Here is a 15993-nt window from a genome sequence, read left to right on the forward strand (position 1 = left end):
TGTTATCTCGGCACCAGCATACAGCTTAGGACCAGGGCCGAAACTATACGGAGGTTTAAGCGAGATGAGGTTCACAGGCAGCGATGCCGTGACCTGGCGACCGGTCGGAGAACCGTACGGTTACGCCGCGGCGTCGCGTTCAATGCACGGTGAGATATCATTATCGCCCGGCGCCGGCGGCCTCCCTGCCCAAGGTTGCTGTCATGGCCAGAGCGCCCAAGCCGCCGCCGCCAATAGTAGATACCATCGTATATGCCGCATAGCAGATGGTATGATTCATTCAGACTGCCATTCAATGGAGCAGGTTTCCCAACCGTGTATCTTGGCCCAGCAAGCAGAAGAAAATTCTGAGGGCAGAGGAGCATGATCCAATGCAGTTCGACTCATTGCCTGAATCCGAATATTACGATCGGCAGCCGGGAGACGATCGGCCCGTCCTTCCTCGACGCGACGGCATGGCCCGACCGATGCACGCCGGCGGCCCGCCTCGAACGCCTGAATTCGCCTCGTCATTGTTCGACCCATTCGACGCAAGCCGCAGCGCCCACCCGGTAGCGCCAGATTCCGGCGTGATTTCGATCCCCCTCACTCATATGAATGTCGTTCTCTCGGTGTCCGCCGCGGCGATGCTCCAACCCCGTCGCGGCGGTGTGACGATGCACGCAAATGCAGCGGCAGACCCTGATCCCGTGACGGTGCCGAGGGGAGGCATAACGCAATTCGCCGAAGCAGGCCGAAGCGCGATCGACGGGCTGAATATCCCGCACGCGCCCCGGGACCTCGGCCTTGCCGAACTGGTCCCGGAACGGCACTCCTCTGATCCGGTCGTCGAGCGTCTTTCCAGAGCGCTCGAGGCGGCCGAAGGCAGTCATGATGGATTTGGCAACCTCTATGCCGACGCAGTCCGCCTTGCCATCGTAACCCGCTTGCTCACGCTGCGCTCAGATCCGGAGCCAGACCTGGATGAGCCGACGGCACGCACTACGGCCGCCCTGCCGAGATGGCGGTGGAAGCGCGTCGTCGAATACGTCGATTCACATCTCGATGAGAAGATTGCGCTCGCCGACATGGCAGCAGTGGCGGGGCTCAGCCGAATGTATTTCGCCGCACAGTTCCGGGCGGCCACCGGCTTCCGCCCGCATGTATTCCTGCTGCGGCGACGGATTGACCGCGCCAAGCAGATGCTCATCGAGACCGAGATGACCCTGGTCGATGTGGCGCTGAGCGTGGGCTTCCAGAACCAAGCCCATTTCACCACGGTTTTCAGACGTTTCGTTGGCGAGACCCCCTATCGCTGGCGTTGCGGCAATCGCACGGATGTCGCGGATCGCCCTTCCGATAGCGATCCCGCCTGTTGGCGCTACCCGCCTCGTGGGTCGGATACGCGGCCCATCCAGCTGGCATCTCCGGGAGAGTTGCCGCCCCGCGGCGCTGCCGGCGCAACATAGTCGACATCACTGGCAGCACCACTGCGATGGAAGGAAGTTGCTTGCTGGAATGCCCCTTGCCTGGCGAGGATTCTTCAGCTCTCCGTAAAGGCATCTCCAATGGCCAATGATATCCGTCCCTACAATGCCCCGGCCGGCGGATGGGGAGCGCTTAAGGCGCTGGGCGAACACCTTGTCGAGCAAGGAATCCCGATCAAGGGGGCGGCCACTCTGGGGCGCATGAACCAGCCGGAGGGATTTGATTGCCCCGGCTGCGCCTGGCCGGACCCCAAGCACACTTCATCCTTCGAGTTTTGCGAGAACGGGGGCAAGGCGGTTGCCTGGGAAGCCACGGCGAAACGCTGCACGCCGGAGTTTTTCGCCGCCCATACCGTTGCCGAGCTTTCAAGCTGGAGCGACTTCGATCTCGAGATGGTTGGGCGACTGACCCACCCGATGGCCTACGACGCCGCATCCGACCACTACGTGCCGGTCGGTTGGGACGAGGCCTTTGCAACCGTTGCCCGCCACCTCAACGGATTGCCGGCTCCCAACATGGCCGAGTTCTACACATCCGGCCGCACCTCGAACGAGGCAGCGTTCCTCTACCAGCTCTTCGTGCGCGAGTTCGGCACCAACAATTTTCCTGATTGCTCGAACATGTGCCACGAGGCTACCAGCGTCGGCCTGCCGCACTCGCTCGGCGTCGGCAAGGGTACCTGCCTGCTTTCCGATTTCGACAAGACGGACTGCATCTTCATCTTCGGACAGAACCCCGGCACGAACAGCCCTCGCATGATGACGAGCCTGCGCAACGCCTCGCGGCGAGGCGCAACCATCATGTCCTTCAATCCGTTCCGCGAGCGCGCTCTGGAGCGTTTCCAGTCGCCCCAGAGCCCGGTCGAAATGACAACGCTTACGTCGACGCCGATCAGCGCCAAGCTTTATCAGGTGCGTGTCGGCGGCGACGTCGCGGTCGTCAAGGGACTGATGAAAGTTCTCATGGAGGCAGACGATGCGGCGCGAGCCAGCGAACTGCCGGCGATCCTCGACTGGGATTTCATCAAGGGCCATACGACGGGTATCGAGGCTCTCACCGCCGACCTCCGGGCGACGCGATGGGAAGACATCGTGTCTCAGTCAGGGCTCACTCGCGACGACATTGAATACGCCGCTCGCGCCTATATGCGGGCCGAACGAGCAATCGTTGTCTATGGCATGGGCATCACGCAGCACCGGCGGGGCGCACAAAGCGTGCAGCAGCTGGCGAATCTCACGCTGCTGCGCGGTCATATCGGCCGAGAGGGCGCCGGGCTTTGCCCCGTACGCGGCCATTCCAACGTCCAGGGCGATCGCACGGTCGGCATCACCGAAACGCCGACAAAGGAATTTCTCGATCGGCTTGAGCGCCGCTTCGGCTTCGAGCCGCCGTCCCAGCACGGCCACAACGTCGTGACCGCGCTGGAGGCCATGAAAGACGGCAAGGTGAAAGTGTTCTTCGCCTTAGGCGGCAACTTCGTGTCCGCCATCCCCGACTGGGAGGTGACACGCGCTGCCTTGCGCAATCTCGACCTGACGGTCCAAGTGTCGACCAAGCTCAATCGCAGCCATCTGGTACACGGGCGCGACGCGCTGATCCTGCCTTGCCTCGGGCGCACCGAAGTCGACGTCCAGGCAACAGGGCCGCAGTCGATCACGGTCGAGGATTCGATGTCGATGGTCCACGCGTCGGCGGGCCGCAATGTTCCGGCGTCAGAGCACCTGAGGAGCGAACCCGCAATCGTCGCTGGCATTGCGCGGGCAACAATGGGTGCACGTTCCGTCGTCGACTGGGAAGGCTTTACGGCCGACTACGACCTTATCCGCGACGCGATCGTAGACGTGTTCCCGATCTTCCAGGGCTACAATGCCCGTATTCGCATCCCGGGCGGCTTCCATCTGACGTCAAACGCGCGCGAACGCATCTGGGCGACAGCTTCCGGCAAGGCGAATTTCCTTGTCTTCGACGGCCTCGGCGAGGATTCGGCCCACGACAGTCTCGACGCACTATGGCTGACGACGGTGCGCAGTCATGATCAGTACAACACCACGATATATTCGATGTCCGACCGCTATCGCGGTGTCTTCGGTCAGCGCGACGTGGTCTTCCTCAATGAACAGGAGATGGAAAAGCGTGGCCTCCAGGCTGACGACCGCGTCGACTTGATCACTGTGTCCACCGACGGCGTTGAACGCCGCCTGTCCAATTTTCGAATCGTCCCGTATTCGTTCCCGGATGGCAGCTGTGCTGCCTACTATCCCGAGGCAAACCCTCTCGTGCCGCTCTATTCGCATGATCCGATGAGCTTCACGCCCTCCTACAAAGCAATTCCGATCCGCATTTCGCGCTCGCGTACCGAGGCGGGTTGATCATAGGTGCGAACTCGTGCGCCTCCAGCCGCGCAAGCGCCATTCTGCCGAACTCCCGAGGCGCCCGTCCGCTCCTCCCGCGGGCGCCCGAACTGGCGGCGGGTCGCATCAGCGATCCGCCGCCCTTTTCGTGGTGTCGATCGTTGCGGACGGCTGGCGCGCCCGTCACGTTCGCCACAGGACCTGTCCGTGCACGGCGAGAAAGGCAGGGGCGTTTCTGAAAGACGCCGAACCGCGAAATCGAGATTGTCGCAACGAACCGCCTCCGCAAACGCCTCGGCAACGGAGCCGGCCGCAGGATTTACCGCATCGCGGCCCTCATATCGGTCATCGGCGCGTTCGATTGTTTGCAAAAAGTGAAGGAAGAGACCCGTGCGCGAGATCATCAATGCCATCGCAATTGCCATCACTCTCGGCCTGTCGGGAGTTGCCGCGGCGGACGCCGCCGACAATCCCAAGCCTAAGCCCGCGCATACCGAGGCGCGCAACGTCGTGCTCGTGCACGGAGCGTGGGCGGACGGGTCGAGCTGGGCCGAGGTGATCCCGCTCCTCCAGGCAGCCGGCCTGAGCGTAACTGCGGTGCAGAATCCACTGACGTCGCTGGCAGACTCGGTCGCGGAGACGCGCCGGGCGTTGGCGCTGCAGGATGGGCCAACCGTGCTGGTAGCGCATTCCTGGGGCGGCACCGTCATCAGCGAAGCGGGGACTGATCCCAAGGTCACATCGTTGGTCTATGTGGCTGCGCGCGCACCGGATGCCGGTGAGGATTTCGTCGCTCTCTCCGCAGAATTTCCCGCAGGACCCGTCCGGGCCGGCATCCAGGTGAATGATGGTTTCTCCAGATTGTCCGAAGACTCATTCCTGAAATACTTCGCGAACGGTGTCGCGCCCAGGCAAGCGAAGATCTTGTATGCGGTTCAGGAACCCACCGCAGCGATTATCTTCGGCGGACGAACCAGCGAAGCCGCATGGCATTCCAAGCCATCGTTCTATGCGGTGTCGAAGCAGGACAAGACGATCAACCCTGACCTCGAACGGTTTCTCGCGAAACGCATGAACGCGACAACGGTGGAGATCGATGCGGGCCACCTGTCGCTGGTTTCCCATCCCAAGGAGGTCGCCGACCTCATTCTGGCTGCCGCGGGCCGATGACACTGCCCCCGGCGAAGCGATGCGGACGGGCCTGACGGCCTGGGCGGGCCGTCCCGACGACGACCCGCCCGCTGCGCGCTGCATCCACATGCTGGCAGGATTGGTCTCGCTCGCTGCACTGATGTGCCCAAACCAGTTCGTGCCCGGCAAAGCTGACGATGACTGACCGGTCGCATTCGCCATGGGGCGGGTTGCGCCCGGCCAAGAGCCTGGCGGCGTCACAGGGCAACGCTCGGCGTCGACGCTTTGGGCGCAAGCTCCGGACGTTCAAGCAATGGGCGCAAAGTCATTTCGGATGACACTCATAAAAATCCGGCAATACGGCGACGTTCGTCGCTCGAGCCGTTCCGACTAGGTCGCCAGGAAGGTCATCGGCTGAGATATGGGCATCGTTCGGTTCGCGCTTCGATTTCCGCATACGTTCTATGTGCTGGCTGCCTTGATTCTCTTTCTGGGCGCCGTCGCAAGTCGCGAGATGCGGTTGGACGTCTTTCCGGAAATCAACATTCCGGTGGTGACGGTAATCTGGAGCTATAGCGGCCTCAGCACGCCAGAGATGGAACAGCGCGTCACCACGTACAGCCAGTATGCGATCAGCTCCAACGTCAATGGCATCAAGAACATCGAGGCGCAGACCCTAGGCGGACTGTCGGTCCAGAAGATCTATTTTCAGCAGGATGTGAATCTCGATCTCGCGATTGCGCAGATCGTTTCGGCGACAAACGCCATTCGCGCCCTCCTGCCACCGGGAATCCAGGCACCGCTCGTGGTGCAGTTCAACGCCTCCAGCGTACCGGTCCTGCAGATCAGCCTGAGCTCCGACACCCTCAACGAACAGCAGCTCTACGACTACGGCATCTATCGGATCCGTCAGCAACTGGCCCCGATCCCGGGTGTCACGCTGCCAACACCCGCGGGCGGAAAATATCGCCAGATCATGGTCGACCTCGACCCGTCGAAGCTCCTGGCCAAGGGCCTGACGCCGCTCGACGTCGTCAGTGCGGTCAACGCCCAGAACCTGACCTTGCCGTCGGGCACCGCCAAGATCGGCAACACGCAGTATGTCGTGCGCACCAATGCCACGCCGGCAACCATCGACGAGCTCAACAATATTCCGGTCAAGGTTGTGAATGGCGCCACGGTGTTCGTCAAGGATGTCGGCCAGGTCCATGACGGATGGCTTGTTCAGCAGAACATCGTTCGCGAGAACGGCCGGCATTCGGTTCTGCTCAGCATCATCAAGAACGGCAATGCCTCGACGCTGGAGGTGGTTGATGCCGTTCGGGATGCCTTGAAGACGGCGCGTGCCGCGGCGCCTCCCGGCATGGAAATCAGAGAGCTCTTCGACCAGTCGGTGTTCGTCAAGCAATCGATCGTCGGCGTGCTGCGGGAGGGCGTGATCGCGGCCGCGCTCACCGCCCTGATGATCCTGCTGTTTCTCGGATCGTGGCGATCGACGCTGGTCGTCATGATCTCGATCCCCCTTGCGATCCTGTCGTCGGTCGTAGCGCTATATTTCCTGGGCGAAACCCTCAATACGATGACGCTCGGGGGGCTGGCGCTGGCGATTGGCATCCTCGTCGACGATTCGACGGTGACGCTCGAGAATACCCATCGCCTGCTCACTGAGGAAGGACAGATGCTGCCGCAGGCGACGCTGCATGGGGCCGCCGGCATCGCCGTGCCGACTCTGGTGTCGACGCTGGCCATAAGCTGCGTGTTCACCTCGGTGGTTTTTCTGGAAGGTCCGGCAAAATATTTGTTCACGCCGCTCGGTCTTGCCGTCGTGTTCGCAATGCTAGCATCCTATGGACTTTCGAGGACGCTCACTCCAATCACCATCGGGTTGCTGCTCAAAAGGGAGCGCCACGGCGCTCCGATGGGTTGGTTCGGTAGATTTCACGCCAGGTTCGAACGTGGTTTCGAGGCCATGCGCCTGCACTATGCCGAGTTGCTGGGCGTACTCCTCAGGCGCCGGTTCATCGTTCCCGCTATTGCAGCCCTGGTGCTCGCGTTGGGCGCTGTGCTGTTGACGCTCGTCGGTCGCGATTTCTTTCCTGCGATCGACGGCGGCCAGATCCAACTCCATGTGCGGGCCCCCGCGGGAACCCGGATCGAGGAGACGGAGAAGATATTCCAGGCTGTCGAGGACAAGATCCGCGAGATCGTTCCCGATCGCGACCTCCAGCTTGTCGTTGACAATATCGGCCTGCCGGCGCGTGCCTACAATTTGGCGTTCACGGATGGATCGACCATCGGCGTGAATGACGGTGTGATCATGGTCGCGTTGAAAGACGGCCACGCGCCGACTGCCGACTATGTGCGCAAGTTGCGCGCGGCGCTGCCCAGCGCCTTTCCAGACGTTCTATTCTATTTCCAGTCGGCCGACATCGTCACGCAGATCCTCAATTTCGGACTGCCGGCGCAGATCGATGTCCGTACGGTTGGCTATGACCGCGCTACCAATCTGCGGGTCGCGATGGAACTGCGGCGCCGCATCGCAGCCATTCCCGGTGTCGTCGACGCACACCTGCAGCAGGAAGTCGACGCGCCGGCGTTCTATGCCGATATCGATCGCACGCGGGCGGCGCAGCTCGGGCTCAATGCCAGCATGATCGCCAACAACATCAATGTGAGCCTGAGTTCCTCCGAGCAGGTGTCGCCGAACTTCTGGACCGACCCGACCACGGGCATTCCCTACTATCTCGCAGTTCAGACGCCGGAGAACAAGATCGCGTCACTGAACGATCTCGGCAACACGCCCGTTTCCTCAACTATCAACACCGCCGGTGCACAGGTTCCTGGGCAGCTCAGCAACGTCGCTACGTTCAAGCGCGGCAGTCTCCCGACCAACGCCAACCAGGCGAACGTCCAGCCGGTCTACGAAGTTTATGCAAGCGTCCAGGGTCGCGATCTGGGAAGTATCTCCGGCCAGATCAGCGCGGTCGTTGCCGACCTGCAGAAGCAGCTTTCGCCCGGAAACAACATTCAGGTCATAGGCCAGATCCAGAGCATGAACGATGCCTTCTGGGACCTCGGTATCGGCATCCTGTTCGCCGCCGTGTTCGTCTACTTGCTGATGGTCGTGAACTATCAGAACTTCGGCGACCCCTTCGTCGTCATCCTAGCCTTGCCGGCGACCTTGTGCGGCATCGTGACGATGCTGTTCATCACGGGCACGACGCTCAACGTGCCTTCACTGATGGGGGCGATCATGTCGGTCGGGGTCGCTTCGGCCAATTCCATCCTGCTCGTGACCTTCGCCCGAGACCAGCAGTTGGCGGGCAAGTCCGCGTTCGAGGCGGCGATCGAAGCTGGTCATACCCGGATCAGGCCCGTGCTCATGACCGCGGCCGCAATGATCGTCGGCATGGTCCCCATGGCGATCGGCGGAGCGGGCGAAGAGCAGAATGCCGCGCTGGCGCGCGCGGTTATCGGGGGACTTTTGTTTGCAACGCCCACGACGCTCCTCGTCGTGCCGTACCTGTTCGCGATGCTGCGCAGCGGACAGGACGGCAAGACGGCTAACGGCGTCTTCGACGAGGAAATCGCATGAAGCCCACGGACCATCTGGATCAGCCAAACGATACGGTTACGGATGGCGCAACGGATCGGCCGCCGCGCCGAGGCAGAGGCTGGCTGCCTGCATTGGGTGCGCTGACCCTGCTGATGACGGGACTGGCCTACGGCGTCCAAGGATACTATTCGCGCAACCGCGAACTCGCGGCGGCCGCCGAACAGGCGCGTGACTTCATCCCGCAGGTGCGTGTTGCGGCGGTAAGGACAAGCGACGACATCATGCAAGTCAGTCTGCCCGCCACCACAACTGCCTACGACGTCGCCGACATCTTCGCACGAGCCAGCGGCTATATCGAGACGCGTGAGGTCGATATCGGAGACAAGGTCAAGAAAGGGCAGTTGCTGGCCAAGATTGCCGTGCCGGAACTCGATGACCAGATTTTGCAGGCCCAGGCAACCTTGGGACAGCTCAAGGCGGCGCTGCAACTGGCACAAGCCAATCTCGATCTCGCCAAGGTGACGTGGCAAAGGGACAAACCTCTGGTGGACCAGGGCTGGATCACCAAGCAGCAGGGTACGATCGACGTCCAAAGCCTCAAGGCACAGGAGGCGGCTGTCGGCGTTGCGCAGGCCAATGTGAATGCACAGCAGGACCAGCTGCGCGTGCTTGACCAGCAACAGGCCTACCAGCAGGTCGTCGCCCCGTTCGACGGCGTCATCACTCAACGCAACGTCGATATCGGCAGCCTGGTGCAGGCCGACACGACCAACAGCACTTTCCTGTTTGCCATCATGCAGGGGGATGTGATCCGTGCCCAGGTCTACGTCCCCCAGGACCAGGCCTTTGGACTGACCCCAGGGGTCAAGGCTGTGCTCCAGGTCCCCGAAATCCCCGACAGTACCTTCCCGGGCACGGTGACGCGGATTGCCGATGCGCTGGCACCGGGCACGCGGACCTTGCTGACCGAAATCGACATTCCTAACCCTGACGGTGTCCTCACGCCCGGCACCTACTGCACGGTTAAACTCCAGATCCCGCGCAAGACACCCAGCTTCTCCGTGTCGGCAGATGCGATCATCTTCAACGCCGGTGGATTGCAGGTTGCCGTGGTCGAGGACGGCATCGCGCATATTCGAAAGATATCGGTGGCGCGCGATCTCGGAGAAGAGGTCGAGGTCCGTGACGGCGTCAAACAGGGTGACCTGGTGATCCTGAATCCGCCGGTCGAACTTGCCGAGGGCAGCAAGGTGCAGATCAGTCCTGCAACCGTCGGAACACCCTAGGGCAGTTCACCGTTTCACGGAAACGGCGAGCCGCTCTATCTCCTTGTTTTGACACAATTCCCAAGGGAAAGCGCTATGCACTTTTCCCGGGAAAACCGTTTCACACTTTTCCTGGAATTGCTCTGGTTCCGTTCACATTCACCCTGGCTCAGTTCAAAGGCGCTCGGCGTGAAGATCGAGATCATCTCCCTGGCGCCCTACACGGATCGAACACCAACACTCCATACTATCTTATACATGTATGATACCTTGATATACTATATGTTACTTCCGACGCTTGCTAGATAAGTAACGCAGGACGAGAACAGAAGAGGCGAGACGAACATCGTAACTCGAAGGTTCCCGAGTGCCTGTAGCCGGAATGCGCGGTAGACAAAAGGCCGCCTTCCTCAACGAAAAGGAGAGTTAATCATGCGTTCTATCCCCCTGAAGGCGGCGCTTGCCGCAATGATCGTTGCCATCCCGCTCACGGGGGCCTTTGCCGCCTCGTCGCACGGCGGCCACGACGGCGATCACGGCCGTAACGGTGAGCGTGGCAGCAGCGAATACGGCGACTTCTCGCAGAATGGATGGTTTGACGGCATCAACTCGTTCAAGGCCCACCCGACTGCGGGCAGGAACGTCCTCCAGCAGTTCATGGGTGAATGAGAAGGCCCTACCGTCTCGCCGCAGCCCCGCCGTCTCTCACGAACGGCGGGGTCTGCAGCATGAAGTCTACGCGCATGCCTCAGGCGCAGAGACCAGCCGTCTTCCTCAAGTCAGGCATGTTCGACTTCTCGCGCCGCCGAACGAGATCATGAACATGCGGCGCCGCCAACAAGCCTTTCGACCTGGCGGTTCCTTCGCATCGTCTGCCGGCATCGACTTGGCGCAACTGTTTTTGACCCAATTGTGCTTGGCCCAACCGTGCTTGGGACGACGAACCGGAAAATGCTGCCGTGCGGAAGATTGGGCGCGGCCCACAGCCGGCCGCCGTGAGCCGTGACGATAGAGCGGCATATCCACAGTCCCAAACCCATGCCCTCGCATTTGGTCGTGAACAGGGGATCGAAGATGCGGTCGACAAGCGCTGGATCGAGCCCCGTGCCCGTGTCCTCGACTGCAACCAGCACATCCCCATTTTTGTCGGGCCGGGTGCTGATCCGCAACTTTCGTTGCCGATCCTGCACGGTGCTCATCGCCTCGATGCCGTTCGCGACAAGGTTGGCGACGACCCGTTCCAATTGACTGTGATCGCCCCTGATCGGCTCCAGGCTCTCAGCGAGTTCGACCTCGACAGCGATGTGGTGAAGGCGCAGATCGAGGCTGACGAGATTGAGCAGGTCCTTGATCAAGCCGTTGATGTCGAGGTTTGCCGCTATGGGCGTGGATTTTCGGACCAGATCCCGAACTCCTCTGACGACATCGGCGGCGCGAAGGGTGTTGCCGATGATCCGCTCGATGGCCTGTTTCGCCTCATCGAGATTCGCCGGGTCTCTCGTCAGCCACCGCAAGGCGGTTTCCGCGTTTGTCAGAATGGCGGTAAGCGGTTGGTTCACTTCATGCGCGATGCACACCGCGCGCTTGCTTATTGTTGTCGATTGGGTGCCATGCATGAGGTACGGGCTCCTACGGCAAGAGGGGCGATTTGGTCGTGGGCGGTACCGAAGGCTGGAGAAAAATCAATCAGCCTGATCTTGCGATAGGGGCGATGAGACTATTCCTCTGCCGGGGAGGAAATCCTCCGGAGCGTTCGGTGTGATGAAGCTATGCGAATGTCCACATCATGACCCCTCCAGCGTGGCGATTGCCTGGAATTTCATGTCAGGGATTATCCGCCCTATGAGCTGCGATGCGAGTTTAGCGTTGCAAATAGCTGTAAATATTCGCGCCCAAGACAGACCGTGAATAAGCACATGCGTGGAGGATCGCTCCAGACGCCTGGCGGTAGACGTGAAAGGGCCATGGGATTGAAGGCGAACCGCGACTGGTTTGCCGAGCTCAGCTGGTCGAGCTCAGCTCTTCGATAAGTCGGCGCGCGGCAACGAGGTCTCGCGTTCCAAATCCCTCTGTAAATCGCCGGTAGATGTCTTCGAGCATGGAGCCGGCGTCCTTGCCCCGGCCGTGCTTCCCCCACATGCGCGCCAGCGGGATTGCAGCTCTCAGCTGCCAGCTCAAGGCCGATTGCTTGTGGGCGCAATCGATCGAGCGAAGCAGTGCACGCTCAGCCGCCGGAAGGTCGGGTCGCGGCTGCGTCAGCAGGATTTCGCCTTGGGCCCGCAGCAAGTCGGGTAACCACAATATCTCGCCGACTTGCTCAGCACGTGCCACAGCCTCGCCTATCGTGGCCAAAGCTTCGTCCGGCCGTCCGGAAAGGGCCAGCCCTTCGGCCAAGGCACGCCGCGTCGGCAGCGTCACGATGCGGTACTGATCGTCATCCATCGCCTTCAGGCCCGCCCGCAAGGTCTCGACGCCGGACGACGCTTCGCCGTTCGCGACCATGAGTTCACCTTTCAGCGCGAGGCCGACGGCACGATAGGGAGCAAGGGAGTATTTGATAGCCTGCTCGATTACGATTTCGGTATGCTCCTGCGCTGCTCTAGAGTCGCCACTCCAGTGGAGAACAGGGACGAGATAGATGAGAGCAATGCAATATGAGACTGGGTGATCGTAGCTCTGCGCCCTGTTGATTCCCTGACGTGCGACTTTGCAACCCTGATCCGCGAAGCCGCACAGCCACAAGGACCTGGCGAGCGTTGCGAGCCCCGATACATGGTGGTCGTGGCCAAAGAAGCTCACCCTCCCCAACCTGAAATCCGACGCCAGCTTCGAGCCTTGTTTGCAGTGGCGCAACGCAGCCGCCTGATTGCCGGTCAAGTGATATGATCCACCCAACATCCATTCCGTCATTGCGTTTTCGATCGCGCCTCCGCTGGCCTTGGCAACGGCGGCGTTCCGTTTGGCGGCCGCCAACGCGCCGCTGAAGTCGCCCTGGCGGGTGAGAAAAATGTAGAGTCCAGAAAGCAGCTGGAGTTGATGCCTTCCATCCTGCAAAATCTCGGAGAGTTCCAGGCCGCGCTCGATCCCGGCCCTGACTTCCAGGCTGTTGCCGTGGGTGTACATGGATGACATCGCCAGGGCTCCCTGGAGTTCCAATTCCCATCGCGTCCCCTGATCCTCCTCCTGCAACGCGCCCAGGGCTCGCCGGCACCATTGCTGACACTCATCCAGCAGTGAAAGCCCCAGGAATAGCGGAGCCGCATGGGCAGCCAGCTCAATGGCGATGGAGCGGTCGCCCGAGCTGGAAAAGCTCCAAGCGAGCGCTTTGCGAACGTTACCGATGTGGGGAGCGTGGACGGCAACGTTGTGGCCATCAAAAGCCGACCCTTTGGCCATGCCCTGCTTGAGAAGGCCAGTGAAGTAGCCTGCGTGACGTCGTTCGGCGGCTTCTGCTTGCCCGTCTTCGGTGAGCTTGGCAGCAGCATAAGCGCGTGTCGTATCCAATAGCCGGTAATAAGCAGGTCCGCTCGTCGACAAGACCCCCATGAGGGATTTGTCGACCAGGCTGGCGATCGCGTTGGCGACTGTCTGCGTCTCACCATCGGCGTCTCCGGCGACCGCATGCGCCGCCGCCAGCGTGAATTGGCCAACGAACACGGACAACCTGCAGAGAATTCTCTGCTCGTCCGCCGACAGGAGCCTGAAACTCCAGTCGAGCATGGCCTGCAACGTTTGATGCCGAGGCAATGCGCTGCGCCAGCCCGGCAGGAACAGCCCGGCGCCGCTGTCCAGGAGATCGGCGGTTCCTTGAATACCATGGGCACCCACACGGCTGGCGACAAGCTCTATCGCCAAAGCGATCCCGTCGAGCCGGCGGCAGATCTTCGCGACAATTGGAGCTTCGGTGTCGCTGAGCTGGGCATGGTGCCCGCTCGATGCCGCCCGTTCCATGAAGAGCTGCACGGCGGGCGAAGCCAGCGCTTGAACGGCAGATGGCGTTTCGTCAGGCGGACTGTCGAGAGGCATCAGCAAATGCACATACTCGCCCTCAACACGCAACGCCTCACGACTGGTCGCCAACAAGTGCACCGACGGCGCTGCGTGAAGGAGGCGTCCGCAGAGCGGTGCGGCCGTCTCGATCACATGCTCGCAATTGTCGAGAACGACGAGAATCCGCTTGTCGGCCAGGAAGGCGCGTATGTACGGCTCGTAATCCGGACCCTGGACAAAGCAGCCGAGTGCCGAGGCGACGGCACTGGGAACGTCTGCCGGGTTGGAGAGCGAACCGAGGTCGACAAAGCAAACCGCATCGTCGCCGAATTCCTGGCGCAGCGCATTGGCGACCGCCACGGCGACGCTCGTCTTGCCTATTCCACCTGGTCCGACCACACTGACGAAGCGCCGCGACAAGAGCAGCGAGGACAGTGTGGCGACGGTCTCGGTGCGGCCGACCAGCAGCTGCAATGGTGTCGGGAAATTCGGGGATCGCGTGGGGCTTGCAGGAGCGGCAATCGGGGCAGTGCCGCCCGCGCCGGAGCGCCGGACCGGTGCAACGAAGGTGTAGCCCCGGCCGGGAACATTGACGATGTATCGGACGCCATCCTTGCCGTCCCCCAGCGCTTTGCGAAGGGCAGCGATGTGCACGCGAAGATTGGCTTCCTCGACGAAGACGCCCGGCCAAACCAGATCGATCAGTTCTCGCCCGCTCACGACCTCACCCGGCCGGCCGGTCAACGCAATCAGAACGTCGAGAGCGCGGCCGCCTATGGCGACAGGTTTGCTATCCCTGATGAGCACCCGCTCTGCCCCGATCAAGCGACAGGAGCCGAAAGACAGTTCGCCGCCATTTGTGACAGTCGATCTGACCCCTGGCGGCCCCATGCTCGAAGATCCGGGTGGCCTTCTTTGCATCTTTTTACGACCTTTAACTCGTCAAGACCGGCCCTCCGGGGTCATGTTGAGCGGCGTCCGAAGGAAGTAGAGAACCAGAGCCGCCAACGCATCCTGGTGCTGCGCTGCGCGACGCGAAGAACGACAATTCTCTCGGTGGCAGTAGATGGAATGCATTGCGCTAGTCCTTGTTGATGAGGTCTGGGACCAAGGCCCGTCAAGGCTGAAAGGCGCAGTCGGTGGTAAGGGATTTTGCTCCCAAATCTGTATTGGACCAATCTTGGCCCTGGCAGGTCCGCTTTCTGATCGTAGCTTCAGAAGGCTCCATGGCAGTAAACCGTCCGCTCAAACTCGCCGTAGCGCTTCATGCAACGCCGTTCCACGAAGGGCAGGGCGTTGTGCCACGGAGAATGTCCTGCAACTCCGACATCGATGCCCCCGCTTAAAACCCCTCGACAGCGATCGGGCAGAATGACGTTCCACGCACTGCCGCGGAGAGAAGCGCAAGGATAAAGGAAGCGTGTCCGAGCCTCCATTCTGGTTTGGTACAGAACCGTATCCGATCGGCGGATTGGACTACTACTTAGGTCTATCCAGAATAGCCCTGAGGCTGGTTATGGGAGCAGGTGCCAAGCGCAGCAGCTCAGCCATCCTGACCAGATCTGCCAGTGATTGCGCGCCCATCCTTCTCATGACTTGAGCACGATAAATCTTAACCGTGGATTCTACCACGCCAATCCTTCCGGCAACCTGCTTGTTCATCAATCCGGCCGTCACGAGATCCATCACCTCGCGTTCGCGCTCGCTTAGCGTCTGAAATCGGGTGAAAGTCTCGATCGCCTGCCGATTGCTTTCGAGGCGCATGCCGTCCAGCTCGATCGCTCTTGTGACGGCGTCCAGCATTTCCTGTTCGCGAAACGGCTTCGTCAAAAAGTCGACTGCACCTGCTTTCATGGCTCTCACCGCCATCGGAACGTCGGCGTGGCCGGTCATAAATATGATTGGAATACGGACGCCGGCTGCGACAAGGCGGGCCTGAAAGTCGAGACCGCTGATGCCGGGCATACGAATGTCCAGCACGAAGCAACTCGCAAGGTCGGGCAATTCCATGTTCAACAGCTCGGTCGGAGACGAGAATGCCTCGCTCTGCAAACCGACGGAGTCCAGCAAATCGACCAGCCCTTCGCGCATCGAAACATCGTCTTCGACGATGAAGACGAACGCATTTTGGCTAGCCCGGGCATAAATGGGGGCAGCCACCGAACGAGCGTATGACTGCGTCGGCCGGAGCAGCAGGCCTTCATATTTTCGGGTCATCAGATCACTTGTCATC

General features: G+C 61.1%; 9 protein-coding genes. 6 read left to right on the forward strand and 3 right to left on the reverse strand.

Annotation, left to right across the window (positions count from 1 at the left end; genetic code table 11):
• Positions 1-371 precede the first annotated feature (371 nt).
• The 6 genes from JN279_RS09395 (at position 372) to JN279_RS09420 (ending at position 10439) form a co-directional block, all read left to right on the forward strand.
• Positions 372-1448 (forward strand): AraC family transcriptional regulator, encoded by a 1077-nt coding sequence (locus JN279_RS09395; protein WP_244734476.1) that lies wholly within the window; start codon positions 372-374, stop codon positions 1446-1448.
• 99 nt (positions 1449-1547) lie between these two features.
• Positions 1548-3836 (forward strand): FdhF/YdeP family oxidoreductase, encoded by a 2289-nt coding sequence (locus tag JN279_RS09400; RefSeq protein WP_202352598.1) that lies wholly within the window; start codon positions 1548-1550, stop codon positions 3834-3836.
• A gap of 372 nt (positions 3837-4208) precedes the next feature.
• The gene (locus tag JN279_RS09405) at positions 4209-4988 is read left to right on the forward strand and encodes an alpha/beta fold hydrolase (protein WP_446720397.1); all 780 of its coding nucleotides are present in this window, start codon (positions 4209-4211) and stop codon (positions 4986-4988) included.
• Between the two features lie 382 nt (positions 4989-5370).
• A complete protein-coding gene (locus JN279_RS09410) occupies positions 5371-8544 on the forward strand; it encodes an efflux RND transporter permease subunit (RefSeq protein ID WP_202352599.1) in 3174 nt (1057 codons plus the stop codon).
• Positions 8541-9791, forward strand: coding sequence for an efflux RND transporter periplasmic adaptor subunit (locus tag JN279_RS09415; RefSeq protein WP_202352600.1), 1251 nt, complete (start codon positions 8541-8543; stop codon positions 9789-9791). Before JN279_RS09410 ends, JN279_RS09415 begins: the two co-directional genes overlap by 4 nt.
• A gap of 411 nt (positions 9792-10202) precedes the next feature.
• Entirely contained in the window at positions 10203-10439 is a 237-nt protein-coding gene (locus tag JN279_RS09420) for a hypothetical protein (protein WP_202352601.1), read from the forward strand.
• Between the two features lie 146 nt (positions 10440-10585).
• Here the strand turns inward: JN279_RS09420 and JN279_RS09425 are convergent, their stop codons facing one another.
• The 3 genes from JN279_RS09425 to JN279_RS09435 form a co-directional block, all read right to left on the reverse strand.
• On the reverse strand, positions 10586-11386 hold the full coding sequence (locus JN279_RS09425) for a sensor histidine kinase (RefSeq protein WP_202352602.1): 801 nt from the start codon (positions 11384-11386) through the stop codon (positions 10586-10588).
• Positions 11387-11771: 385 nt separating this feature from the next.
• On the reverse strand, positions 11772-14585 hold the full coding sequence (locus JN279_RS09430; RefSeq protein ID WP_202352603.1) for an ATP-binding protein: 2814 nt from the start codon (positions 14583-14585) through the stop codon (positions 11772-11774).
• A gap of 654 nt (positions 14586-15239) precedes the next feature.
• Positions 15240-15992 carry a response regulator transcription factor gene (locus JN279_RS09435; RefSeq protein WP_244734478.1) on the reverse strand — a complete coding sequence of 251 codons (753 nt, stop codon included), beginning with the start codon at positions 15990-15992 and terminating at the stop codon, positions 15240-15242.
• Position 15993: the final 1 nt, after the last annotated feature.

The organism is Mesorhizobium sp. 113-1-2, assembly GCF_016756475.1.
GTDB lineage: Bacteria > Pseudomonadota > Alphaproteobacteria > Rhizobiales > Rhizobiaceae > Mesorhizobium > Mesorhizobium loti_C.

Excerpts from the sequence above, each read along its gene's own strand:
- JN279_RS09400 (WP_202352598.1), top strand. The coding sequence starts at position 1,548 with ATGGCCAATGATATCCGTCCCTACAATGCCCCGGCCGGCGGATGGGGA.
- JN279_RS09395 (WP_244734476.1), top strand. The coding sequence starts at position 372 with ATGCAGTTCGACTCATTGCCTGAATCCGAATATTACGATCGGCAGCCG.
- JN279_RS09420 (WP_202352601.1), top strand. The coding sequence starts at position 10,203 with ATGCGTTCTATCCCCCTGAAGGCGGCGCTTGCCGCAATGATCGTTGCC.
- JN279_RS09410 (WP_202352599.1), top strand. The coding sequence starts at position 5,371 with ATGGGCATCGTTCGGTTCGCGCTTCGATTTCCGCATACGTTCTATGTG.
- JN279_RS09435 (WP_244734478.1), bottom strand. The coding sequence starts at position 15,992 with ATGACAAGTGATCTGATGACCCGAAAATATGAAGGCCTGCTGCTCCGG.
- JN279_RS09415 (WP_202352600.1), top strand. The coding sequence starts at position 8,541 with ATGAAGCCCACGGACCATCTGGATCAGCCAAACGATACGGTTACGGAT.
- JN279_RS09425 (WP_202352602.1), bottom strand. The coding sequence starts at position 11,386 with ATGCATGGCACCCAATCGACAACAATAAGCAAGCGCGCGGTGTGCATC.